The 23,123-nt window shown below is 35.1% G+C and carries 23 protein-coding genes; 14 read left to right on the top strand and 9 right to left on the bottom strand.

All coding sequences use genetic code 11. The features are described from left to right. Positions 1-57: 57 nt before the first annotated feature. Both HNP25_RS11445 and HNP25_RS11450 read right to left on the bottom strand, forming a co-directional pair. Complete coding sequence (locus HNP25_RS11445) at positions 58-924, bottom strand: aldose 1-epimerase family protein (RefSeq protein WP_184134260.1); 867 nt, start codon at positions 922-924, stop codon at positions 58-60. 146 nt (positions 925-1,070) lie between these two features. After that, on the bottom strand, positions 1,071-2,333 hold the full coding sequence (locus HNP25_RS11450; protein ID WP_184134261.1) for a cation:dicarboxylate symporter family transporter: 1,263 nt from the start codon (positions 2,331-2,333) through the stop codon (positions 1,071-1,073). 235 nt (positions 2,334-2,568) lie between these two features. Here HNP25_RS11450 and HNP25_RS11455 point away from each other — a divergent pair, with 235 nt between their 5' ends. From HNP25_RS11455 to bshB1, 4 genes are all read left to right on the top strand, one after another. Next, complete coding sequence (locus tag HNP25_RS11455) at positions 2,569-3,516, top strand: purple acid phosphatase family protein (RefSeq protein WP_184134263.1); 948 nt, start codon at positions 2,569-2,571, stop codon at positions 3,514-3,516. A gap of 295 nt (positions 3,517-3,811) precedes the next feature. Next, the gene (trxB, locus tag HNP25_RS11460) at positions 3,812-4,750 is read left to right on the top strand and encodes a thioredoxin-disulfide reductase (RefSeq protein ID WP_184134264.1); all 939 of its coding nucleotides are present in this window, start codon (positions 3,812-3,814) and stop codon (positions 4,748-4,750) included. Between the two features lie 44 nt (positions 4,751-4,794). Beyond that, on the top strand, positions 4,795-5,913 hold the full coding sequence (locus HNP25_RS11465; RefSeq protein WP_184134265.1) for a peptidoglycan DD-metalloendopeptidase family protein: 1,119 nt from the start codon (positions 4,795-4,797) through the stop codon (positions 5,911-5,913). 124 nt (positions 5,914-6,037) lie between these two features. Further along, positions 6,038-6,757 carry a bacillithiol biosynthesis deacetylase BshB1 gene (bshB1, locus tag HNP25_RS11470; protein WP_184134267.1) on the top strand — a complete coding sequence of 240 codons (720 nt, stop codon included), beginning with the start codon at positions 6,038-6,040 and terminating at the stop codon, positions 6,755-6,757. 51 nt (positions 6,758-6,808) lie between these two features. Here bshB1 and pdxH read toward each other — a convergent pair whose 3' ends face one another. Then, positions 6,809-7,453 carry a pyridoxamine 5'-phosphate oxidase gene (pdxH, locus tag HNP25_RS11475; RefSeq protein WP_184134269.1) on the bottom strand — a complete coding sequence of 215 codons (645 nt, stop codon included), beginning with the start codon at positions 7,451-7,453 and terminating at the stop codon, positions 6,809-6,811. Positions 7,454-7,673: 220 nt separating this feature from the next. Then, the gene (locus HNP25_RS11480; RefSeq protein WP_184134270.1) at positions 7,674-7,985 is read right to left on the bottom strand and encodes a LytR/AlgR family response regulator transcription factor; all 312 of its coding nucleotides are present in this window, start codon (positions 7,983-7,985) and stop codon (positions 7,674-7,676) included. A gap of 256 nt (positions 7,986-8,241) precedes the next feature. On the opposite strand from HNP25_RS11480, the gene HNP25_RS11485 reads away from it, so the two are divergent. The 3 genes from HNP25_RS11485 to HNP25_RS11495 all read left to right on the top strand — a co-directional run bounded on the left by HNP25_RS11485 (position 8,242) and on the right by HNP25_RS11495 (position 10,911). Beyond that, the gene (locus HNP25_RS11485) at positions 8,242-9,153 is read left to right on the top strand and encodes a sugar phosphate isomerase/epimerase family protein (RefSeq protein WP_184134272.1); all 912 of its coding nucleotides are present in this window, start codon (positions 8,242-8,244) and stop codon (positions 9,151-9,153) included. 541 nt (positions 9,154-9,694) lie between these two features. Continuing rightward, complete coding sequence (locus HNP25_RS11490) at positions 9,695-10,558, top strand: beta-1,6-N-acetylglucosaminyltransferase (RefSeq protein WP_184134274.1); 864 nt, start codon at positions 9,695-9,697, stop codon at positions 10,556-10,558. Next, positions 10,543-10,911 carry a sugar 3,4-ketoisomerase gene (locus tag HNP25_RS11495; protein ID WP_184134276.1) on the top strand — a complete coding sequence of 123 codons (369 nt, stop codon included), beginning with the start codon at positions 10,543-10,545 and terminating at the stop codon, positions 10,909-10,911. The genes HNP25_RS11490 and HNP25_RS11495 overlap by 16 nt, the downstream gene beginning before the upstream one ends. Before the next feature lie 58 nt (positions 10,912-10,969). On the opposite strand, the gene HNP25_RS11500 is transcribed toward HNP25_RS11495, so the two are convergent. After that, on the bottom strand, positions 10,970-12,427 hold the full coding sequence (locus tag HNP25_RS11500; RefSeq protein WP_184134278.1) for a hypothetical protein: 1,458 nt from the start codon (positions 12,425-12,427) through the stop codon (positions 10,970-10,972). 8 nt (positions 12,428-12,435) lie between these two features. Further along, entirely contained in the window at positions 12,436-12,975 is a 540-nt protein-coding gene (locus HNP25_RS11505; RefSeq protein ID WP_184134280.1) for an RNA polymerase sigma factor, read from the bottom strand. Positions 12,976-13,366: 391 nt separating this feature from the next. On the opposite strand from HNP25_RS11505, the gene HNP25_RS11510 reads away from it, so the two are divergent. Next, a complete protein-coding gene (locus HNP25_RS11510) occupies positions 13,367-14,353 on the top strand; it encodes an oxygenase MpaB family protein (protein ID WP_184134282.1) in 987 nt (328 codons plus the stop codon). On the opposite strand, the gene HNP25_RS11515 is transcribed toward HNP25_RS11510, so the two are convergent. Next, a complete protein-coding gene (locus tag HNP25_RS11515) occupies positions 14,350-14,769 on the bottom strand; it encodes an SRPBCC domain-containing protein (protein WP_184134284.1) in 420 nt (139 codons plus the stop codon). The genes HNP25_RS11510 and HNP25_RS11515 overlap by 4 nt on opposite strands. A gap of 173 nt (positions 14,770-14,942) precedes the next feature. Between HNP25_RS11515 and HNP25_RS11520 the strand changes: the two genes are divergently transcribed. The 3 genes from HNP25_RS11520 (at position 14,943) to HNP25_RS11530 (ending at position 18,281) form a co-directional block, all read left to right on the top strand. After that, positions 14,943-16,649: a GMC oxidoreductase gene (locus tag HNP25_RS11520; RefSeq protein ID WP_184134286.1), complete on the top strand. Its 1,707-nt coding sequence runs from the start codon at positions 14,943-14,945 to the stop codon at positions 16,647-16,649. 17 nt (positions 16,650-16,666) lie between these two features. Beyond that, the gene (locus tag HNP25_RS11525) at positions 16,667-17,131 is read left to right on the top strand and encodes a VOC family protein (RefSeq protein WP_184134287.1); all 465 of its coding nucleotides are present in this window, start codon (positions 16,667-16,669) and stop codon (positions 17,129-17,131) included. Between the two features lie 442 nt (positions 17,132-17,573). Continuing rightward, positions 17,574-18,281: a DUF6261 family protein gene (locus HNP25_RS11530; protein WP_184134289.1), complete on the top strand. Its 708-nt coding sequence runs from the start codon at positions 17,574-17,576 to the stop codon at positions 18,279-18,281. Between the two features lie 68 nt (positions 18,282-18,349). On the opposite strand, the gene HNP25_RS11535 is transcribed toward HNP25_RS11530, so the two are convergent. Continuing rightward, positions 18,350-19,081 (bottom strand): LOG family protein, encoded by a 732-nt coding sequence (locus tag HNP25_RS11535; RefSeq protein ID WP_184134291.1) that lies wholly within the window; start codon positions 19,079-19,081, stop codon positions 18,350-18,352. 111 nt (positions 19,082-19,192) lie between these two features. Here HNP25_RS11535 and rpiB point away from each other — a divergent pair, with 111 nt between their 5' ends. Further along, positions 19,193-19,633, top strand: coding sequence for a ribose 5-phosphate isomerase B (rpiB, locus tag HNP25_RS11540; RefSeq protein WP_184134292.1), 441 nt, complete (start codon positions 19,193-19,195; stop codon positions 19,631-19,633). Between the two features lie 84 nt (positions 19,634-19,717). Here rpiB and HNP25_RS11545 read toward each other — a convergent pair whose 3' ends face one another. Continuing rightward, positions 19,718-21,124: a hypothetical protein gene (locus tag HNP25_RS11545; protein WP_184134294.1), complete on the bottom strand. Its 1,407-nt coding sequence runs from the start codon at positions 21,122-21,124 to the stop codon at positions 19,718-19,720. 147 nt (positions 21,125-21,271) lie between these two features. Here HNP25_RS11545 and rbfA point away from each other — a divergent pair, with 147 nt between their 5' ends. Beyond that, the gene (gene rbfA, locus HNP25_RS11550) at positions 21,272-21,655 is read left to right on the top strand and encodes a 30S ribosome-binding factor RbfA (RefSeq protein WP_184134296.1); all 384 of its coding nucleotides are present in this window, start codon (positions 21,272-21,274) and stop codon (positions 21,653-21,655) included. A gap of 195 nt (positions 21,656-21,850) precedes the next feature. Continuing rightward, a complete protein-coding gene (locus tag HNP25_RS11555) occupies positions 21,851-23,071 on the top strand; it encodes an ABC transporter permease (RefSeq protein WP_184134297.1) in 1,221 nt (406 codons plus the stop codon). The last annotated feature ends 52 nt before the right edge of the window (positions 23,072-23,123 follow it).

Below are 23,123 nucleotides of genomic sequence, written 5' to 3' on the forward strand. Positions count from 1 at the left end.
GACGACGGTTCTTTTCTGACAAAAACCATTGTCGAAATATTTTAATATAAAATTTTATTAAAGCGTTACCGCCCAAGTACGCAAGAATATTTGGTGAGAAGCTAAAACTTCAATACCTTCTTTTTCTATTAATTCTTGTTCGTGATTTTCACTATCGGCAATGCCACACCAAGGTTCTATACAAACGAAGTTAGCATTTATTGCTGCCCAAATTCCCAAAAATGGAAATCCTTCAAAATCAAAGGTAAGTTTCGTATCACTATTATCTGCTTTTAAAACTACTGACGTTGATTGTAAATGCTTGAAAACGAGTGCATCTTGATAAAATAATTCTTTGGTCAATGGCAAGCGATTGGTGTTTTCTAAAAAAGTTGAGGCTTCTTTTTTGATTAAACCGCCATCTGCCAATTCCCAACGGGGAAAATCTTCGGTTTGATTAAATTCCAAATAATAATCGTCATAAACAGAATTTTCAGAAAGTGGCACAGCAAAAGCTGGATGCCCGCCTACTGAAAAATACATTTCTTCGTTTCCAGTATTTTTCACAGCATAAGAGACCGAAAGAGTTTTCTCCACTAAAGTATAAACCAAACGAAACTCAAAATTGAAAGGAAATACTTTCAGGCTTTCTTCATCTTCTTTCAACAGAAAAGTGATACTTGATTCCATCTGACTTTCTACTGAAAATACTCTTTCACGAGCAAAACCATGCCGAGGAAGGGTATAAGTTTTTCCTTGATAGCGATACTGATTATTCTTCAAAGCTCCAATGATTGGAAAAAGTACGGGCGAACTTTTCCCCCAAAAGGCAGGGTCGGCATTCCAAATATATTCTGTATTATTTTCTTTGTTGAAAAGACTCACCAACTCAGCCCCAAGTGGATTGATTGTCGCTTTTAGAAATTGATTTTCAATGATTTGCATAATTATTTTATATGTGTCAGTTTATAATTTAATTTTTCTGAAATAAATATTTCGTAGCGGCAATCCCTTGCGGTTGTCGTTGATATTGTAAAGATTCTCTGATGCGGCAACCGCAAGGGATTGCCGCTACGCTTTTTTCAGAAGATTCAAAGCACTCTTTCCATTTGTTCACGGTCAAATTCGCCTTCATTGTTGGCTAACCAAATCGTTGCTACGCCATTTCCGATAAAATTAGTAATCGCTCTCGCTTCCGACATAAATCTATCGACACCCAAAAGTAAGGCTAAACCTTCTACAGGAATAACTTTTACCGCCGAAAGTGTGGAAGCCAACACAATAAAACCGCTACCCGTAACACCAGCCGCACCTTTTGAAGTAATCATCAAGATACCAATTATCGTCAAGATTTGTTGCAAATCTAAATGAACATTGAATACTTGTGCTAAAAAAAGTACTGACATCGACAAATAAATGGTAGTTCCATCCAAATTAAATGAATAACCAGCAGGAACAACCAAACCAACCACCGATTTTGAACAACCCATTTTTTCTAACTTTTCCATCAAAGAGGGCAAAGCCGCCTCTGACGAAGATGTACCCAATACAATCAAAAGTTCTTCACGAATATATTTCAAGAATTTCAAAAGATTGATTTTATACATTCTAAGAATAAAGTACAACACTACAAAAATGAAAATTGCCATCGTACAATAGACTGTCACCATCAATTTTCCTAAAGGTAAAAGCGTATGCACGCCGTACTTGGCAATGGTAAAAGCCATTCCACCAAAAGCACCAACAGGAGCAAAAAGCATTACTTTGTGCAAAGCCCAAAATATTTTATTGGAAATGGGCTGGAGAAAACTAACTACTTTATGGCGTTCACCATAGTTACTAAAGAGTACTCCTAAGAATATAGCGAGGATAAGTACTTGTAAGGTGGCATTGTCTAAAAGGAATTTCAACCAACTAAAAGCCTCTGCCGATTGAGTATATTTTGAAATATCACCGCCTTTTATTTCAGAAGTAACTACGCCATCGCCTGGTCGGATAATATTTGCAACCACAATACCAATCAGCAAAGCGATTGTAGTTACTACTTCAAAATATAAAAGAGATTTGGCACCAACTTTACCAACTTTTTTCAAATCGCCCATTGAAATAATACCTAACATAATGGTAATGAAAATAATAGGGCAAATAAATACTTTTACAATGCTGATAAAAATACTACTCAGAAATTCGCTAAAAGTAGTTTTTATTTCGAATTCAGATAAGTAAAGACTGATTTTAATAGGTTTGTCAAGGATTTTTTGAAGTGCTACTTCTGGTGCGAAATGACCCAGTAAAACCCCTAAAGTAATGGCGGAGAGAACCCAAAAAGTTAAATTTTTAAAAAGTCTTTTCATGAAAATTGGATTTTAAAAGCTTTAAGCTTAAAAGATATTTGTCAAATTCAAATGGTAATTGGCTACCGAAAAAGCTTAATAGCAATATAAGTGTCTTTTTAAAAAAGATTTCAGCTTAAATTAGACATTTAATTTTCGCTTAATAACACAGAACCCCTTTGAACTTAATTTTGGAACTCCTTTTAAAGCGTAACAATTCATTGAAAGTAATCAAAAACTAAAACAAATCAATTTCATGAGAAGTAAATTATTGTTAGCCGCAGGCTTAATATTATCAACTTTTGTAGGTTCACAAGCACAAACAGAAGTAAAGCATTATCCTAATGCCTTGAACTTCTTGGTAATGGGCGACTGGGGAAGAAACGGTGCCGACCACCAAAAACCTATTGCCGCACAAATGGGAACAGTAGCGACAAAAATTAAATCAGAATTTGTGATTGCTACGGGTGATAATTTTTATCCAAGTGGCGTTATCAGCGAATTTGACCCACTTTTCAAGTACTCTTTTGAAGATATTTATACAGATTTTTCTTTGCAATGGGATTGGTATCCAGTCTTGGGAAATCACGATTATAAATCAAATCCTGATGCACAAGTAGCTTATTCAAAAATTAGTCGCCGTTGGAAAATGCCTGCTCGTTATTATTCAAAAACATTTTCTATCAATGGTGATGCCAATCAGCAAGTATTAATTGCCTTTATTGATACCAATCCTTTTATTCCAGAATTTTATAAAGGCGAGTATAGCAAAGCAGTGATCGGTCAAGATAGTACGGCACAAAAAGCATGGCTAGACAAAACTCTTTCTGATAATTCACCATCAATTAAATGGAAAATAGTTGTGGGTCATCATCCACTTTATACTGCTACAGAAAAAAGAAGAGAAAGTTATGATACCAAGGCTACTAGAAATTCATTAAAATCAGTTTTGGATAAACACCAAGTAGATGCTTATTTATGCGGACACGACCATGACTTACAACATTTAAAACCAGAAGGTAAAACACATTATTTTGTATCAGGTTCTGCTTCTGAAAAAACGCCAATTGGTACTTTGCCAATCAGTAAATTAGCCCTTTCAGACTATGGATTTATGGTTTTCTCAGCAACTGCCAACAAGCTATATGTACAAGTTGTAACAGAAGATGGTAAAGTAGTTTACAAAACCGAGTTAAGCAAGTAAACATTAACTTTCGAATAATTTATTCAGCGTATTGAGTGGTAAACCATTTTAAAATGTTATTTACCACTCAATACGCTTTTTTTATGAATGATTTTCTACGGTAAGAAATTACCATATTTTAACATACATTTCTGTAATTCAACAGGTTAACTATTAACTAATTATTACTCCTAGAATAAATTCTTGCCATTCTGGAATTAATCTGCAATTTTTACGTATAAATTTTTGTTCTGGTGATACTAACAAACGAGAAAAGACATTACAAAAATTAAGTAAAAAAGTATTAAATTTAACAATGGCAGAGCATACCAAATGCCTTATTATAGGCTCAGGACCAGCGGGTTACACCGCAGCAATTTACGCTTCACGTGCAGGATTGACACCCATAATGTATCAAGGCCCACAACCGGGAGGGCAATTAACAATAACCAATGATGTAGAGAACTTCCCTGGTTACCCAGACGGCATCCAAGGGCCAGAAATGATGCAAGACCTTGAAAAACAGGCTCGCAGATTTGGTTCAGATGTTCGTTATGGAATGGTAACTTCGGTTGACTTTTCTGTAAGTCCTAAAAAAGTTTTAGTTGACGATACACACGAAATTCTGGCTGATGCCGTTATCATTTCTACAGGTGCTTCGGCTAAATGGTTAGGATTACCTTCAGAACAAGCTTACAATGGTCGTGGAGTATCGGCTTGTGCAGTTTGTGATGGTTTCTTTTTCCGCAACCAAGAAGTAGCAATCGTAGGTGGTGGTGATACTGCCGCAGAAGAAGCTACTTATTTAGCGAATCTTTGTTCAAAAGTACACATGATTGTACGCCGTGATGAATTACGTGCTTCACAAATCATGCAGAAAAGAGTTACATCAAATCCAAAAATTCAAATGCACTGGAATTCATCAACAGATGAAATTTTAGGAGACGATGGCGGAGTAACGGGTGTAAGAATTAAAAATAGTGTTTCTGGTGAAACTACCGAATTACCAGTAACGGGTTTCTTTGTAGCGATTGGTCATAAACCAAACACAGACATTTTCAAGGGTTTCTTGGATATGGATGATGCAGGATATATTTTAACAGAAAAAGGCTCAAGCCGTACTAATATTGCCGGAGTATTTGCTTCTGGTGATGCACAAGACAATATTTATCGTCAGGCAATCACAGCAGCAGGAACTGGCTGTATGGCGGCTTTAGATGCAGAAAGATGGTTAGCAGAAAATGAATTGCACTAACAAACCTTGTGATTGCCCTCTATCTTTCATTAATTTTTTTACAGATGAATACAGTTAAAAATTTATTAGTCTTAGTATTTTGTTTGGTATCATTTATTTCTTTTTCACAAGAATCTGGAAGTTTTAAGAAAAATCCAAAGATGAATGTGAAATCAAATTCAAAAGATAGAAGCACTAAAAATTTAGACGAAGCATTAGATGAATTGCCAAAACTGCAATTCAGGACTGATTATGTTCCTGAACCAGTTTCAACTTCATCTGCCATTACAGCTTCATCCAAATTTGAACCTGCGAAAGAACTCAATGGCTCGATAAGTATTTTTGATACCACCTCTGTAGATGAAAGAGAACCATTAATTGTAGAAATTGAAGAAGAGAATAGAACAGAAGGAAGCGATGATTTTGTATCTGTAGCTACTTACTTTTCTATTTGGGATGCAACCAATATTGACCCTTACGGCATCAATCCAAAAGATTTTGATGATGTAGTTGATATTGAATTGTACAATAAAGAACAAGGAAAATACTGGTCTGTACCGAATAATGCTCCAAAATTGACTTCAGTTTTTGGTCCACGATGGGGAAGAATGCACTCTGGTGTTGATTTAGATTTAGAAACTGGCGACCCTGTTTATGCAGCTTTTGATGGTATTGTCAGAGTATCAGGTTATGATGGTGGCGGATACGGAAAGTTTTTAGTAGTTCGTCATTATAATGGTTTAGAAACACTTTATGGTCACCTTTCATCAAAAAACTTTGAGTCTGGTGCATATGTAAAAGCTGGTGACCAAATTGGCTTGGGAGGTAATACTGGTAGAAGTACTGGTTCACATTTACACTTTGAAACACGTTATGAAGGAAACCCATTCAATCCTGCGATTTATGTATTTAATTTTGCAGGAGAAAGAACTGAACCTGTTTCAGACCATGTGTTGATTTCAGCGAGAGTATTCGATACTTACGGACTTACTTTAGATAACGAATATGGTTCAAGTGCTAGAAAAGTTCAAACTCGTCGCACCGCTTGGACAACCGTTCGTTCTGGCGATTCATTATATTCAATTGCAAACAGAGCAGGAATTTCTGTAGAAAAATTAGCAAGAATGAATGGTATGAGAATTTCAGCCAACCTTAGAATCGGAAGAAGACTAAGAATTCATTAATATTTCACATTTTGAACAAAAGCGTCAGCAGAACCAAAATCTGTTGACGCTTTTGTTTTTTAGCTCAAATTCCTTCTTAAATTGCAAAGGTTTTCAACTCAGCAATAAGAATTTAGATTTTACGATGAAGTTAGATATTTTGGTAATGGCAGCACATCCTGACGATGCCGAACTCGGTTGTGCTGGAACAATTTGTATGCAGATAGCTCAAGGGAAAAAAGTTGGTATTGTAGATTTTACCCGTGGTGAATTAGGAACGAGAGGTACTCCTGAAATTCGTTTGGCAGAATCAGCAGATGCTACAAGAATTTTAGGCGTTCATGCCCGTGAGAACCTAGGTTTTAGAGATGGCTTCTTTGTGAATGATGAAGAGCATTTGATGAAATTAATCAGAGTAATCAGACGTTACAAACCTGAAATTGTATTAGCCAATGCTATCAACGACCGTCACCCAGATCACATCAAAGGTTGTGAATTAGCGATAGATTCATGTTTCAAATCAGGTTTAAGAATGGTTGAAACATTTGAAGACGACGGAAGTATTCAGGATGCTTGGCGACCCAAAAATGTTTATCATTATATTCAAGACCGTTATATAAATCCAGATTTTGTGGTTGATATTTCTGCTTATTGGCAACAAAAAGAAGATTCTATCAGAGCTTTTAGAAGCCAATTTTATGACCCAACTTCAAAAGACCCAGATTCTTATCTTAGTTCGCCTGCTTTTTTAAAATTTGTGGAAGCTCGTAATCGTGAAATGGGGCATAGTATTGGTGCTGAATTTGGAGAAGGTTATACTTCTTACAAAAAAATTGGCGTAACAGATTTATTCCATTTGAAATAAAGATTAAGCGAGTGATTCATCTTCTTAAATCACTCGCTTGATTTTTGAAAACTACGGAGAAAGTCTTTCTATCTTCCAAGTATGCTCTTCTAGTTTAGTATAAGCAATTCTATCGTGTAATCTTGATGGGCGACCTTGCCAGAATTCTACATAATTAGGAATCAACCGATAACCTCCCCAATGTGGCGGACGAGGTATTGGATTATCCCCAAATTTGTCTTTTAAATATTGTTCTCTTTCTTCTAATACTTCACGGTTATCAATCACCATACTTTGGTTAGAAACCCATGCACCAATCTGGCTTCCAATTGGTCGGCTTTGGAAATAAGCATCAGATTCTTCTGCTGTTACTTTTTCAATGATGCCTTCAATTCTTACTTGTCGTTCTAATTCCACCCAAAAGAATGTAATGCAAGCATTAGGATTCTCAGCTAATTCTGTTCCTTTTCGGCTTAAATAATTCGTAAAGAAAGTAAAACCTGTGTCAAAGCCTTTTAGCAAAACGACTCTTGCGGAAGGTTTGCCATCATTTGAAATCGTTGAAATTACCATTGCATTTGGCTCTGGTAATTTACTTTCGATGGCTTCATGAAACCATTTGTGAAATTGTTCTATCGGAGAAATGTTTACGTCTTGAACGTCTAAACTGCCTTTGCTATAATTTTCTCGAAGTGCAGCAATATCGATTTGTGCCATGGTTGGGTCGGCTAAGTACTCGCTTGCCAAATTTTAGTTTATGCTCTTACTGTTTTCGGAGTGATTATCTCTTATCGTTTTAAATGATTTTGTAATAAATAATCATTTTTGTAAAACGAGTTAAAGTCTCCGAATAACTAAAGCACAATTTCGGGAAAATAAACCAAAGCCACAATGAGGAAAGTTATTGTAATAAAGCAATTTTTTTAAATAATACCAACTAAGATACAACAAAGCGTTTTCTCCTTGAAATGGGAAGGATTCTTCCATCTAAAAGTACAATTGATTTCCTTCCGACTTTACTAATAAATTTTTGATTGACTAAATACTTTCGATTGATTCTAAGAAAACAATCCGTATTTACTCTTTCTTCAACATTCGACAACGTTTTAGAAATTAATCTTGTTTTACCCATTGCGAAATGAATTCTAGTGTAATTAATCTCACCTTCAAAAAAGATAATTTCATTGGCAAAAAAAGTAGCTCTTTTTCCCAATTTGAATTGAATTTGAAAAATGTGTTGCGGTATCATAGTATTGTTCTATTAGGAGGATTTCACGCAACAATATTCCTACTAATTAACAATTTGAACAATGTGTTAAATACGGTAAAATACACCGTAATTAACCCGTTTTTAACCTAAAACTTTTAGCTGGCTCAATCCGTATTTTGATTGACAAACACTTTTAAGAGAAGAACAACATTTTTTTAATCACAGAATTTCAGTAGTTTAAATAGGCTTTATACTTTTGCTACAAAGTATTACATTACCTAAAACAACTATGAAAATGTCTGAAATTTCTCGTCGTGATTTCCTTTATCAAGCAGGTTTGTTAGCATCTGCTTCTTTGTTTTCTTTTGAAAGTCAGGCTAAAGTGCCTAATCTTCAGTTAGCGTATTCAGCCATTACTTGGGGTGGAAAAGACCTTGATGCCATGAAAGATATTACTTCATTAGGCTTTAAAGGCGTTCAATTAAGAGCCAATGCCTATGATACTTATAAAACTAAAGTACAAGAGTTGAAAGAAGTAATCGCTTCTAATAGCTTATCTTTAGCGATGTTTTCAAGTGGAAATGTTGAGATTGACCCTGCTAAAGAAGCAAGTACTATTGACTATCACGTAGCTCATGCAAGTTTTGTAAAAGCGTTGGGTGGAAATGCCATTCAATTAACAAATTCTGTACGTCCGAAAGATAGATTGCCAACCACTGAAGAATTAAAACGTTTGGCGTTCGTCATGAATGAAATTGGAAAACAAACAGCCGATTTAGGAGTACAAGCAGTATATCATAATCACATGCACCAATTGGGCGAAACGCCCGAAGAAGTAGATATAATTGTACAGGCGATGAATCCGAAATACATGAAATTATTATTGGATGTTGCCCATTATCATCAAGGCGGAGGTATTCCTGCAAAAGCAGTTTTGCAGTATAAAGACATCATTGGAGCATTGCATATAAAAGATGTAAAAAGTCCTTTAGCAGATAAGCCTAATGACCCTAAAGCCTATAAATTTGTGGAATTAGGACAAGGAAATGTGGATTTGAAAGCTGTATTTGATAATCTTCAAAAGATTAAGTACAATAAATGGGCAATTGTAGAATTAGACGGCGTACCTGAAAAAACTCGTACTCCTTTGCAATCTGCGGAAATCAGCAAAGCATTTTTAAAAGATACTATCGGTTTTAAGATTTAATATTTTAAATAAATTTAATGGCTTCGATAAATTTTTAAATTTGTCGAAGCTAAAATTGACTTTACTATTTTCATCATCATTCTCTTTTTTTCATTCTCTAGGTATTTCTATTACTCCTTCTTGATAAATTTCTTCTCAATTCCTCAATTTCAAAAACAAAAGATAGGAATCAAAATGATTTAAGCGTTCTCGTATATTTATTAGAGTACATCGAAAAATTAATAAGATTTCCTGAAAAAATAGACACCACCTTTCTTCATTCATCTGGTTATTTATTGGTTGTTACAATTGTTACTCTCCAAAATTAGGATTTATAAATCTCAAAGATAGCTTAATGATGCAAATCTAAAGTATTTGAAAATCATTAAACAATTAACTGGCACACTTTTTTAGTGTTGATGCGACAAGTAAAACGCATTTTTTGATTTAATCAAAATTTTATTAGTGACGAAATAATGTAAGTTTTTATATAAAATCTTTGGTAAGCGAAGCATTATGATTTATTTTTATAATCTATTTGCAAATATTATCCTTTATAAATATGAAATTAGCTCACTTAATACTAACCTATACAGACCCTAAGCAAACTGAAAGATTATTAATGAATCTGTGGCATCCAGACTCAGATTTTTATATTCATGTGGATAAAAAAATAGATATAAAACCCCACCTATATTTAAATGATATTAAGAATGTTTACCTAATCAAAAATAGAGTTGAAGTACGATGGGCTGGGTATAATACTGTTAAAGCTACTTTTAGCTGTATTAAAGAAATTCAAGCAACGGGCAGAAAATATGATTATATCAATTTTATGAGTGGACAAGATTATCCTATTAAGTCTCTAGCATATATCTTGGCATTTTTGAAGGAGCATCAAGGAAAACAATTTATTGAAGCCATTAATATTGAAAAAGATGTAAAAGAAGATATGCCAAAACTAAATAGGTTTCATTTAGTCAACTTTACATTTAAAGGAAAATATAAGCTTGAATGGCTAATTAATATTTTTCTTGCTCCAAGGAAAATACCCAAAGAACTTACTATTTACGGCAAAGCGATGTTTTGGACATTAACACAAGATGCCGCTAATTACGTAGTAAAAACTGTTGAGGGAAACAGAAAGTTTTTAAACTTCTTTCTATATAGTTGGGGTTGTGATGAGTTTGTTTTTCAAACAATTTTAATGAGCTCTAGTTACAAAGATGCGATTACAAATAATCATGCTAGATACGTTGATTGGTCTGCTGGAGGGCCACATCCCAAAACGCTTGGGGTTGAAGATTTTGACAATTTAATGAAGTCTGAACATCTTTTTGCAAGGAAATTTAAAACGAGTCACGATTCAGAAATACTTGATTTAATAGATAAACACATACATAATAATAAATGGCTGAACTTTTAACCCTAAAAACTTTTCACGATAACAGAGGTTCATTGACGGTACTAGACCGTATAATTCCATTTGAAGTAAAAAGGTTATTTTATATTTATGGTGTTGATGAATCATCAAGAGGTGGACACAGGCATCATGAAACCCGACAAGCCGCTATTTGTATTCAAGGTTCTTGTGAAATTGTAAACCATAATGGAGAGCAACAAGAGCTTTTTTTATTGGATACTCCTGATAAATGCCTGATTCTTGAACCGAGAGATTGGCATATCATGCAAAACTTTAAACCAAATACTATTTTATTAGTGTTAGCTTCAACCGCATTCGATCCATCCGATTATATTTTTGAGCCTTATCAAGCCTGAAATAATAGAAAGGTTCTCTTGGTATTTTTGAGTATCCAGAGAACCTTTCAAAATAAATTTATAAACTGAGATTAATCCCTACACTAAGTGCGTTACTTCTCATAAAGCTATTTACTTCCTGATTTTTCACCCATGAATTAAATGAATTTTGAGTTGTTCCTTCAAGATGCAAACCTAATTTGGGCGTAAATTGCCAGCCTAAGCCCAAGCCAACCCTCACTCCAAAAATAAAGCTTGAGCCATTTTCAAGATGTTTGCTGTCGTAGCTAATCTTTTTACTATCTTCATAGATTATTCCCGCTACACCATAAAACGTTGTAAGAGCATCGTATGCGATATATCGATAGCTTGATTGCCTTTGAAAAGTAAAGTCTGCAATCCCATAAATTTTTAAATTAAGGTGCTTCTTTTTTTTACTTTGTAAGTTTAGAATATCATTTTGTGTTGTAATCCCTAAAGTAAAGGTTGTCATGCGGTGATCTTCAGTCATTAACATACTTCTAATGTTGTAGAGAGTATCTGGAGTTAGTTTTACTACTTCTGCAAATCTTTCAGCGGGAATATTAATCGTTCCTATAGGCAATATTGCACTGTAATATTGACTGCCATTTTTGGTATTGAGAAATACAGTTGGATAGCTCCAATAGCTATGCCATAATGGTATGTTTTTAAAAGGTTTGCCCAAATTATAACTATTGTAAGCTAGACTAATTCCCATTCTTGATTTCTCTGTGATTTTCCATGCAATATTTGCTTTTAGGTAAGTACTTGAGCTTTTTTCTGGATAAACTATATTGTAATCCAACGAATTGTCAGATTTAAACTTCCAAGTATTGGATGAAACGCCATAGTCGAATGAGACGATTGGGTGTTTTAAACTCAATTTAGAGCCTGTTTTTCTCGGTGCTTCTTCAGGTAAATCTTCTTCAAATACTTCTAATGGATGAATTTTATTTTTTAGTTTTTCTCTATTGATAGCTGATAAATCTCTCAATATTAAATCCTTATGCTTTATTTCTTTGAGCTTTATATTACTACTTTTTGAGTTTTGCCCAAGTATCACTGATGATGAATAGCCTTCATTATTTATCATTTCGTCCTTGGTTAGTTTTGTGCTTTTTGGCTCAGTGTGTTTTGTCTTAGAAAAAGCTAAAACTTCAATACTTTTCAGCTTTTGAGCTTCATTTAATGAATTTTGTCGGCTAATTGTTTCTTTGTTTAATATCGTTTTAGGCTTGTCTGAAACACTTGTGTGTGACATAATTTCAGCATTTGGAGGCAGGAGATTTGCCTCGACAAAAGTTGTTTTTTTGATTCCAAAAAACATTAAAGTGGAAATCATCAAAAATCCTGAGGTAAAAAAGAGGTACTTCATCATAGGTTTTATTTTTTTGTTTTCTTTATGAATAGTTTCAGCTGCAATACTTTCCCAAAGATTTTCTGGCGGAGGGAAAGCTTGGTTTTCAAGCGACTTTCTGAAAAAGCTATCTAATTTATGTTCTTGGTTATTTTCCATTGTCTTCTTTATTTCGTTACTCCCGATAATTTTTTCTGTAAAATTCTTCTGGCATCTGCCAAATTAGATTTAGAAGTACCTTCGCCAATGCCCAATTGTTCGGCAATTTCTCGGTGTTTCAATCCTTCAAAAACATATAGGTTAAACACTAATCTGTACGAAGGCGGTAATTCCTGAATCAATTGTAAAATTTCTTGATTGGACAAATAGCCTAAAATATCATCTTCACTTTCTATATCATAAACCTCTTCACTGTCTTCAAAAGCAATGTTTTTCCATTTGGTTTTACTTCTAAAATATGCTAAAGCGGTGTTGACAACCACTCGTTTTGCCCAACCTTCAAAAGAGCCTTCATTTCTAAAGTTTTTCAGTTGATGATAAATCTTGATAAAACTTTCTTGTAAAATATCCTTGGCTTCATCTTTATCTGCGGCATAGCGTAAGCAAACCCCAAACATTTTTGGTGCAAGGGCTTGGTAAATCTTCTCGAAAACAAGATGATTACCTTTTTGGAATTCTTCTATATAAGATGAAAGTTTATCGGGCATAATTTAAAGCAATAGCTAACAAATTCAGTTTCTAAAGATAAGATGGAATTTGAGATGAAATGGTGGGTTGGGAGGGGAGATTTTTTTTGACAAAAGAATCAAGACGAAAGAATCAAGATACAAGAGTCAAGATGTAAGAATCTAGAAATGAGATTAAGCTACTAGTTGTAAAATGTACAAAATCACAGTTTTTAAGTAGAAATTTGTTTATTTATTTAAAACATGTTGTTAGAATTTTGTTATACTCTTATGAATGATTTATTAAATAACTCTAGCAGCTATTCTAGATAGATTAGGATTTTACATCAAAGCAATTATTAAAATTGAACTTAATTTTCAAGTAACAAGATTTTCTTTTATCTAAAATCTTGCTTCTTTTATCTAAAATAAAATGAAACCCATCAAACCAACACGCTCGTTTTCTAATGAATTAATGGACAAACTCCGCCAAACTGGTGATGAAGTAGCCGATAATATTATTCTACAAGTATTTCAGCAAACAGAGATGGTTGGGCTTCGTGATTTTTTTAAATGGCTCAATACCAACGAAACGAAATATTCTTTAACAATTGTCAACGATTTTGTGAATCAGCAACCTGTTTTGCCAGACTTTGCTGACTGGAAAATGATGCAAAAAGGAATGAATTTCTTTCAAGAAAATCAGGAGCGTATCGGCATTATGTTGGCTTGTTTGGCTTTACCTTATTGTTATGCGGGAGCAGACGGAGCGAGAGTATTGGCAAAATCACAAAGAATTCAGAACGATACTTTAAAACGATTAGAAGAAACTGGCGAGTTTATTTTTACAGTAATGCAAGAAAAAAATTGGCAGGACGGAGTCGCTTTTCGTAAAATATTAAAAGTAAGATTGATGCACGCCGCTATTCGTTTTTTCTCTGAATATCACGGCTCTTGGGATAATACTTGGGGAAAACCCGTAAACCAAGAAGACATGGCGGGAACGAACGGGGCATTTTCTTACATCGTAATCCGTGGACTTAGGAAATCAGGGAAAGCACCTGAAAGTGCTGATGCTGAGGCTTATTTACACCTTTGGAATGTAATCAGTAATATCATGGGCGTTGAAAAAGATTTAATTCCAAATAACCTCAGAGAAGCCTTTACACTTGATAAAGTAATTGCTAAACGTCAATTCAGACCATCGGAGGAAGGTAAATTATTAACGAAAGCTTTACTCCAAACGCTAGAAAGTTTTGTGCCTAATCCTTTATTGAAATCTTTCCCAGCCGCACAAATGCGTTTTTTACTAGGCAACGAAGTAGCAGATTTGTTGGGTATTCCAGCTGTTCCGTTCGAGCGTAAATTAATTCCTTTTGTACCGAGTCAACTGATGTTTAAACCTGCTGATAAAAACTAATGAGTTAAAATTTCCTCTACATATTTTTTAAAATTATCTATTACTGCCTGTGTAAAGGCTTTTTGCTCAGGAATGGGCGTTTCAGTTTCAGGTTCGAAGGTTTCGATGAGAATGGTTTCATCGCCATTGGGTTTGAATATATTGATTACTTTTCTATGATCGAATAAAGTAGATTCAATGTATTCGTTGATGATTATTTTGTCGTAAGTACCCGTAAAATCAAAAGCTACGCTGCCGTTTTTTGCTTTCATTTTATAGATAAACTTTCCATTATCTTTTAAATCTACCGCTACGCTAGTCGTTTCCCAATCTTCCGACGGGTTGTTCCACTGAATAATATCAGCTGGAGTAGTCCAGCACTTCCAAACCTTTTCTATCGGTGCTTTGATGATTGTTTGTACAGTGAGTGCTTCCATGGTTAATGATTCCGATTTAATTGTTAGTTTAAATATACATGAATTATAATTTCAATTCGCTTCAATTTAAGAAAATAAAACACCTTCCTTCTCCTTAACCCCACAGGTTTGCATGGGTTTACAAAGATATTTTTTACTTTTATCCCAAAGACTATTATTAAACATTCCTAAAAATGAATATCAACAATAACCATTTTGAAAAAAACACTTTTGATGCCATTGTAGTGGGTTCGGGGATTAGCGGAGGCTGGGCTGCTAAAGAGCTTTCGCAGAAAGGACTAAAAGTACTCGTGCTGGAACGTGGACGCAATATTGAACACGTAAAAGACTACAAAACCGCCCTAACCGACCCTTGGAATTTTGAACACGGCGGTAGAGCTCCTCTTGATATTATCGCCAAACATCCTATCCAAAACCGCACTGGTTTTGCCATCACAGAATCTACTCATGAACATTTTGTAAACGATTTAGAAAATCCATATCTCGAAACCAAGCGTTTTGATTGGATTCGTGGATACCATGTGGGTGGACGTTCATTGATGTGGGGAAGGGTTTCTTTGCGTTTGAGTGATATAGATTTTGAAGCGAATCTGAAAGAAGGCATCGGAACCGATTGGCCTATTCGTTATAAGGACATTGCCCCTTGGTATAGTTATGTAGAAAAATTTGCAGGTATTTGTGGTTCTCGTGACGGACTTCCACATTTACCCGATGGCGAGTTTCAGCCACCGATAGAATTTACTTGTGCCGAAGAACATTTTTCGAAAACAATACGTCAGAAATTTCCTAATCGCTATTTAATTCATGGTCGTGGGGCACATCTTACGCAACCTACTGCCGAACAAACTGCACTTGGACGAGCTTCTTGTCAGTCACGAGATATGTGTATGCGTGGTTGTCCGTTTGGGGCGTACTTTAGTTCGCAGGCTGCTACTTTGCCTGCTGCTCAAAAGACGGGAAATCTTACGGTTCGTCCACATTCTATCGTCAATTCAATTATTTATGATGAACAAAAAAAGAAAGCCAAAGGCGTAAGAGTAATTGATGAACGCACAGGTGAATGGCATGAGTTTTTCGCCAAAATCGTTTTCTTGAATGCTTCTGCTTTGGGTTCTACTTTTATTTTGTTGAATTCTACTTCAAACCGTTTCCCGAATGGGATGGATGATAGCGGTGAGTTAGGACATAATTTGATGGATCATCACTTCAGAATTGGTGCTTATGGCGAAACAGAGTTATTTAAAGATAAGTACTACAAAGGACGAAATCCAGTGGGAGGATACGTGCCACGTTTCCGTAATATTGGTACTGATAAACGTGATTATTTGCGTGGTTTTGGCTACGAAGGCGGTGCAAGACGATACAGACAGTGGGCAGGAGAGGAGGAGTTTGGGGCTTCGCTCAAAAATAAACAAACGCAAATTGGTAACTGGAGTATGGATTTGGGAGGTTTCGGTGAATGCTTGCCTTACTACGAAAACAAAGTGGAGCTTTCTAAAGAAATTACCGATAAATGGGGGCAACCTGTTTTAAGAATGGATGCTGAATTCAAGGAGAATGAATTGAAAATGCGGGTGGATATGAAAAACGATGCCGCTGAGATGCTAGAAGCCGCAGGTTTCAAAAACGTAAACGCTTATGACGACATTAGTTATCCCGGTTTAGGAATTCATGAAATGGGAACTGCCCGCATGGGTCACGACCCTAAAACTTCGGTACTCAATAAGTGGAATCAGGTGTGGGCTTGCAAAAATGTGTTTGTCACGGATGGAGCTTTTATGACTTCGGCTTCTTGCGTAAATCCATCGCTTACCTACATGGCAATGACTGCCCGTGCAGCCGATTATGCGGTAAAAGAATTAAAAAAAGGAAATTTATAAACAACCAAATTCAATCCATGAAAACTATACGCTTAATAATTGCCCTTTTGATGTGTACTGGCTTTGCTTCGCAGGCTGTTGCACAGGATACACCCCAAAAAGGGATTGAAATTCTTTCTTACAACCACGTTGGTTTAGCCGTAAAAGATTTGAAAGTAAGTGCTAAGTTTTACCGTGAAATTATCGGTTTGTCGCCTGTAGATGTGCCAGATAATTTATTAGCGATTAGAAGATGGTTTAAGATTGCACCTGGACAAGAATTACATTTACTATTGGGCAGAGAACAACCTGTAGCAAACAATGATAAGAACGGAGCGCATTTCTCTTTATCAATCCCGACAAATTCGGCAGATGGAATCGAGGCGTTTTTGAAAGCAAACAATGTGGCGTATCACAGACAAATGCGTTTTGATGGTGCATTTCAAATTTATGTAACCGACCCAGACGGTTATGTGATTGAACTAAATGAGCCGAAGAAATAATGTTGATGTGAAAGGTGAAATGATACTACAGCACCTTTTCATTACAGATTTTTTCGTCCCTTTTCTCAAAAACAGGTCAGTAACATCGGTTGCTGACCTATTTTTGTTTTAGCCTATTTAGAAATAGATGTATCTATGCTATTTCTGTTGAGAAATGATTAGAAACATCTGTATCTAATCTATTTCTGCTGGAAAATGAATAGATACACTTGTATTTATATTATTTATGTTAGGGAATAATTAGGAACATGTATATCTGTACTATTTCTATTTGAAAATGAATAGAAATATATGTATCCATACTATTTCTATTAGAAAATGACTAGAAATGATATTAACTATCCTGTTTCAGTTTGTTAGAGAATAAAAAAACGTCATGAAACAAACTATTTAAAGCCAAGCTCCGTTTTCTTGGAAAATATTCATCTAAATAGTTTACAGCATGATACATACCTCAAAAATCTACCACTATTCCAACGCCTCGACCATTGGCTTTCTGGAAACTGTTATCTCCATTTGTAAAACGTTGAATCAACCAACTACCGAAGTAAGTCAAAAAATGGCGGAACTCTCTTCCGAGATAGAACAACTCAACCTGATTTTCTCAACGGCTAGAAAGAATCCACACACTGAGGGTTTAAAGGAGCTGGATACTCGTAGAAATCAGCTAACACAAGGCATCAGAGAAATTGCTACAAGCTATTTAAAGCATTTTAATGCCGATTATCGAGAGGCTGGCAAAAGTATTTTGAGAACCTTTGCCAAGTATGGAAAGCAGATTGAAAAAAGGAAATATTACGACCAAACCGAGATAACGAATAGCCTGATAAGGGATTTTGAAAATGATGAAAGTCTGAGCCAAGCCATCACCAAACTGCATTTATCAGACTGGCTTCAAGCCTTGAAAACAGATAATTTGGCATTTAATAGTTTGTACATAATAATGGTAATGTCAAGAGTAAACTTACCTGAAAAGAATTTCAAGGAAAGTAAAATGATAGCCATAGCACGATTCAAAAGCCTTTTTAATCTATTAAAAGCCCTAGAAATGGTATATCCCACAGCCGATTATGGTAATATCATCAAAGAAATTGAAGAATTGACTAAAAAATACAATGTATCAAGACCGAAAAGAGGAGGGAAGGAGTAAAAGAGAGTTGTCAACTGCGGGTGAATTAAATCGCCCGCAATTGAAAGTGAATTTGTGTCATGTTAATCCTAAAAATTAGGTTTCAACAAATACTTAGCATAAAAATCATCAATTACTTTCACGGCATCCGTCGGATTATCAACCAAAGAAACTAAATCCAAATCATCAGGATTGATAGTTCCCTCTGGTACCATCGTTTCTTTAATCCAATCAAATAAACCACCCCAGTATTTTTTACCAACCAATACCACAGGGAAGCGACCAATCTTTTGAGTTTGCATCAAAGTAAGCGATTCAAACATTTCATCAAGTGTACCAAAGCCACCCGGCATGATGATAAACCCTTGAGAATATTTCACAAACATTACTTTACGCACAAAGAAATATTCAAAGTCGATACTTTTATCACGGTCGATATAATCATTCGGTTTTTGTTCGAAAGGCAATTCAATGTTCAAACCTACCGATTTCCCACCTTGCAATTTCGCACCTTTATTACCCGCTTCCATGATACCCGGCCCACCACCAGTAATAACACCATAACCGTGGCGTACCAATTTAGAAGCAATTTCCTCAGCCATTAAATAATATGGATTGTCGGGTTTTGTTCTTGCCGAGCCAAAAATCGAAACACAAGGACCAATTTTAGCCAATTTATCTACACCCTCTACAAATTCAGACATGATTTTGAAGGTTCTCCAAGATTCTTCTGAATGAATTTCCGCCCAAGTATGGTCAACGAAAGCTTTTTTTATTTTCTCATCATGCGTCATTAATTTCCCGCTCTCTCTTTCTGTCATAGCTTTTTAAATTTTAATCGTTAAAAAAATATTGATACTTTGTACCTTTGTTAATGAATAGGTTGAAATAACGAAAAAAAAATCGTTCGATTTTACAAATACATAATTTTTATGGAATTTATTAAGAAAATCGCCATCGGTGGCGACCACGCAGGGTTTGATTACAAAGCCGAATTAATAACATATTTAACCGCAAAAGGTTACGAAGTAAATGATTTCGGGCCATACAGCAATGCCTCTTGCGACTATGCAGATTTTGCACACCCCCTTTCTTTAGCTGTTGAAAGCAAAGAATATACTTTTGGTATTTTATTATGTGGAAGTGCCAACGGAGTAGCTATTACAGCCAATAAGCATCAGGGAATTCGTGCAGGTTTAGCTTGGAATGCAGAAGTATCTTCATTGATTCGTCAGCACAACGATGCGAATGTATTATGTATTCCAGCTCGTTTTGTGACTTTGGAAGAAGCCATTGAAATCACAAACGTTTTTCTTACTACTGAATTTGAAGGAGGAAGACATCAGCTAAGAGTAAATAAAATTCCTTGCTAGGTTTTAAAGGTACAAAAAGTAAAAGCGGTCGAAATTAGTTTTTCGACCGCTTTTTTGTGATTTTAAAATTCGAGTGACTAATATTTATATCCTATTATTCAATTCATAAACGCCATCGCCAACTGAATGATACTTCCTAGCCAAAGCAGGAATTCGTTTAAACAATTTCGGTGCAAGATTTACTTTGTCGATAATAAATTCTGGATAATCGTTCTCTACATTTCTAAGAATATTGATAACGTTATCGTAGTTGTCAAGATTTTCCAATTCATATTTTGCCAAACTCCAGTTGATATATGGCGTAGCAGCAAAATTATTTTTGTATTCCTCCATGCCATCTCCGAGCACCAATATTTTTTTATTAGTCAACTTAATAGCAGGGTCTTCCTTCAATTTTAGACTTTTTAATTGCACCAAAGTTTCCACACCTTTGAAGTAAACAGCTTGATAATGAATCAATAAAACAGCAGCGAATAAAGCCAGACAAGTTAACTCAGCCAACCAAGCTCTTTTAGTATTGTTAAAGAAACTTACCGTAAAAAAAGCAATAGCAGGTACAAAAATGATAAACTGCATCGGTGCTAAAAAGGGCATTAAACCGATAGAAAGCACACCAGCAATTGCCCAAATCATCATTACTTGTTGGCAACGAATTTGGTAGTTATTAAAACCTACAGCATTGACTAATCTTAAAAAACCTAAAACTCCAAAAGTAATTGGCAATAACAAAGTAGCAAGCAAACTTCTGAAGTCATTCAAATCATACTGACGAATTTGCAAAACAGAAGAAATGAAATTTCTGGAAAAAGCTTCATAACTACCACTTAAATAGAAAAACAAAGCCGTGAGTGATAAGGGAAAAATAAAGCCGAATATTGATAAAGAGTGTTGACGTAACGTTGTACCACTAAAGAATAAAAGGGAAGCCGTAGCCCATAAAATAAATATTCCTGCTGGTGGATAAAATAAAGTAGCGATACCAATTAAAAAGCCGATTTCAAATACCTCGTCAGTCGCTTCTAATCGGTTCATTTGTTTTACTAATGTTCCAAGTGAAAGCAATACGAAGGTTGTTGCCATTAAGACAGGCGATAAAGTACAACAATCGAAAGAAATATTCATGAACAATAAGTAGAATAGCCCGGGTAAATAATTTCTTTTGGCTAAAATATCTCTATTATTAATCATTACATTAAAGTAAACCGCCTGAAAATAAGTAACAAAAAGTGCTACGATTTGATAAACCGATTGCGACCGACCGAAAAGTCCATCAAGACCAGCATAGACTAAAGTAGAAAGTGGTGCAGTATTATCCCAAATTTCAGAGTACATCACAAAGCCTTTATTGATTTGCTCGCCAACCAACATCCATTGCAATTCAGGGATTAGCTGAGGTAACCCTACCAAATACACGGGCATTCGGATAAGGATAAGTAAAATCAATAAACTAAAGATTTGATAGACAGCGTTTACTTTAAAGAAACTGAGCATATTGTATGAAGGTAATCAAGTTTTTCACGAATTTACGGTGAATCCAAGAATTATTCCGAAATTTGTGAGATTATTGAAAGAAGAGCATAAGATATTATGTGGTAGCGCAAATTACGATAATCAGAATTTGCAGAAATTAAAATTAAAATGGAATCGAAGAGACAACAACAATTCGCTAAATTAATTCAACAAGATTTAAGCGATATTTTTCAAAAAGATATGCGTACAACTTTCGGGAAGGCTTTTGTAACGATCACAGAAGTTAAAATGACCCCCGATTTGGCAATTGCAAGAGTGTATCTAAGCTTTATGTTAGCCAATGATAAAGCAGGTTTATTACAAGACATCCGTGAAAAATCTAAACATATCAGAGGTATTTTAGGAAATAGAATCCGTAACCAAGCAAGGATTATTCCGAATCTTGAATTTTTTATTGATGATACCGCAGAGTACGCCGCTCAAATGGACGCTCTAATTTCTGGATTAGATATCCCACCTTTGAAAGAAGGAGAAGAAATAGAGATAGATTAGTTTTTTAGTGATTAGTAATTGGTAATTAGTGATTAGAAGGTTTTTTAGGATTTCCCCTAAAATCTTATTGAATATTTCTGTGAAAAAGTATTTCTTATAATCTCTAATTACAATTTACTAATCACCCCAAAATTAAATCACTAAAAGCTCCACCTTCTAATCACTAATCACCAATTACCAATCACAAAAAGAAATATGAATTTCCCTTTCTTTATTGCTAAACGATACTTTTTTGCTAGAAAGAAAACGTCCTTCATTTCCTTAATTTCGATGATTTCGATGTTGGGCGTAGGTGTTGGAACGATGGCTTTAGTGGTGGTATTGTCGGTTTTTAATGGATTAGAAGATTTTCAAAGAGGTTTATACAAAAGCTTTGATGCTGATTTAAAGATTAGTCCGAAGAAAGGAAAATACTTCAATTGTCCGCCAGCCTTATTACAAAAAATTAGCAAAGTACAAGGCGTAGAAAGTATCACACAAGTAATTGAAGAGAATGTTTTGTTGCGTTATCGTGATGCACAAATGGTTGTTAACCTAAAAGGCGTTGATGAAAGTTTCTTGAAACAAGAGCGTTTGAAGAAAATGATGATTGACGGTCACGCAATATTGGACGATAATGGCATTGCTTATTCAATTGTTGGTTCGGGTATTGCGGTTAAATTAGGGATTGATATTGATGCTTTTTTTACGCCATTAGAAGTTTGGTATCCCAGAAATAAGCAAAGTAAAACCCTAGATTTTTACGCAACCGACGCATTTAATAAACAAAATTTAGTACCTGCTGGAATCTTTGCAATTGAACAGCAATACGATGATAATTATATTTATGCACCGCTTTCGTTTGCACAGAATTTATTTGAACTAGACAATCAACGCACAGCGATTGAAATAAAAGTAGCTAATGAAGAAGCAACAGCGAATATTCAAGACAAAGTACAAGAAATTTTAGGAACAAATTATATCGTTCAAAATCAAGATGAGCAACACGCCAGTTTGTTGAGAGCGATTAAAATTGAAAAGCTTTTTGTGTTCTTAACGCTTACTTTTATCATTGGCATTGCCAGTTTTAATATATTTTTCTCCCTTTCAATGTTAGCCATCGAGAAAAAAGAAGACGTTAAAACACTTTATGCAATGGGAGCAGATTCCCGAATGATTCAGAAAATCTTTTTATCAGAAGGTGCTATTGTTGCTTTTACAGGAGCAATCGTAGGTTTGGTTTTAGGATTTACTTTATGTTGGTTACAACAAACTTATGGCTTTATTTCGATGGGCATTGTAGGTGCGTTGATTGATGCTTATCCAGTAAAAATGCAGTTTTCAGATTTCTTTTTCACCACCATTGTTGTAGTTGTGATTACTTTATTGGCATCTTATTTTCCAGCAAAGCGTGCTGCTAATGTCGAAATTGTTTAAAGACAATTCATAAAAAATCCCCACAAGTAATATCAACTTACTTGTGGGGATT

This window comes from Arcicella rosea (assembly GCF_014204325.1).
GTDB classification, from domain to species: domain Bacteria; phylum Bacteroidota; class Bacteroidia; order Cytophagales; family Spirosomataceae; genus Arcicella; species Arcicella rosea_A.

Coding starts and splice junctions, on each gene's coding strand:
- HNP25_RS11445 (WP_184134260.1), bottom strand. CDS start 924: ATGCAAATCATTGAAAATCAATTTCTAAAAGCGACAATCAATCCACTT.
- HNP25_RS11450 (WP_184134261.1), bottom strand. CDS start 2,333: ATGAAAAGACTTTTTAAAAATTTAACTTTTTGGGTTCTCTCCGCCATT.
- HNP25_RS11455 (WP_184134263.1), top strand. CDS start 2,569: ATGAGAAGTAAATTATTGTTAGCCGCAGGCTTAATATTATCAACTTTT.
- trxB (WP_184134264.1), top strand. CDS start 3,812: ATGGCAGAGCATACCAAATGCCTTATTATAGGCTCAGGACCAGCGGGT.
- HNP25_RS11465 (WP_184134265.1), top strand. CDS start 4,795: ATGAATACAGTTAAAAATTTATTAGTCTTAGTATTTTGTTTGGTATCA.
- bshB1 (WP_184134267.1), top strand. CDS start 6,038: ATGAAGTTAGATATTTTGGTAATGGCAGCACATCCTGACGATGCCGAA.
- pdxH (WP_184134269.1), bottom strand. CDS start 7,453: ATGGCACAAATCGATATTGCTGCACTTCGAGAAAATTATAGCAAAGGC.
- HNP25_RS11480 (WP_184134270.1), bottom strand. CDS start 7,985: ATGATACCGCAACACATTTTTCAAATTCAATTCAAATTGGGAAAAAGA.
- HNP25_RS11485 (WP_184134272.1), top strand. CDS start 8,242: ATGTCTGAAATTTCTCGTCGTGATTTCCTTTATCAAGCAGGTTTGTTA.
- HNP25_RS11490 (WP_184134274.1), top strand. CDS start 9,695: ATGAAATTAGCTCACTTAATACTAACCTATACAGACCCTAAGCAAACT.
- HNP25_RS11495 (WP_184134276.1), top strand. CDS start 10,543: ATGGCTGAACTTTTAACCCTAAAAACTTTTCACGATAACAGAGGTTCA.
- HNP25_RS11500 (WP_184134278.1), bottom strand. CDS start 12,427: ATGGAAAATAACCAAGAACATAAATTAGATAGCTTTTTCAGAAAGTCG.
- HNP25_RS11505 (WP_184134280.1), bottom strand. CDS start 12,975: ATGCCCGATAAACTTTCATCTTATATAGAAGAATTCCAAAAAGGTAAT.
- HNP25_RS11510 (WP_184134282.1), top strand. CDS start 13,367: ATGAAACCCATCAAACCAACACGCTCGTTTTCTAATGAATTAATGGAC.
- HNP25_RS11515 (WP_184134284.1), bottom strand. CDS start 14,769: ATGGAAGCACTCACTGTACAAACAATCATCAAAGCACCGATAGAAAAG.
- HNP25_RS11520 (WP_184134286.1), top strand. CDS start 14,943: ATGAATATCAACAATAACCATTTTGAAAAAAACACTTTTGATGCCATT.
- HNP25_RS11525 (WP_184134287.1), top strand. CDS start 16,667: ATGAAAACTATACGCTTAATAATTGCCCTTTTGATGTGTACTGGCTTT.
- HNP25_RS11530 (WP_184134289.1), top strand. CDS start 17,574: ATGATACATACCTCAAAAATCTACCACTATTCCAACGCCTCGACCATT.
- HNP25_RS11535 (WP_184134291.1), bottom strand. CDS start 19,081: ATGACAGAAAGAGAGAGCGGGAAATTAATGACGCATGATGAGAAAATA.
- rpiB (WP_184134292.1), top strand. CDS start 19,193: ATGGAATTTATTAAGAAAATCGCCATCGGTGGCGACCACGCAGGGTTT.
- HNP25_RS11545 (WP_184134294.1), bottom strand. CDS start 21,124: ATGCTCAGTTTCTTTAAAGTAAACGCTGTCTATCAAATCTTTAGTTTA.
- rbfA (WP_184134296.1), top strand. CDS start 21,272: ATGGAATCGAAGAGACAACAACAATTCGCTAAATTAATTCAACAAGAT.
- HNP25_RS11555 (WP_184134297.1), top strand. CDS start 21,851: ATGAATTTCCCTTTCTTTATTGCTAAACGATACTTTTTTGCTAGAAAG.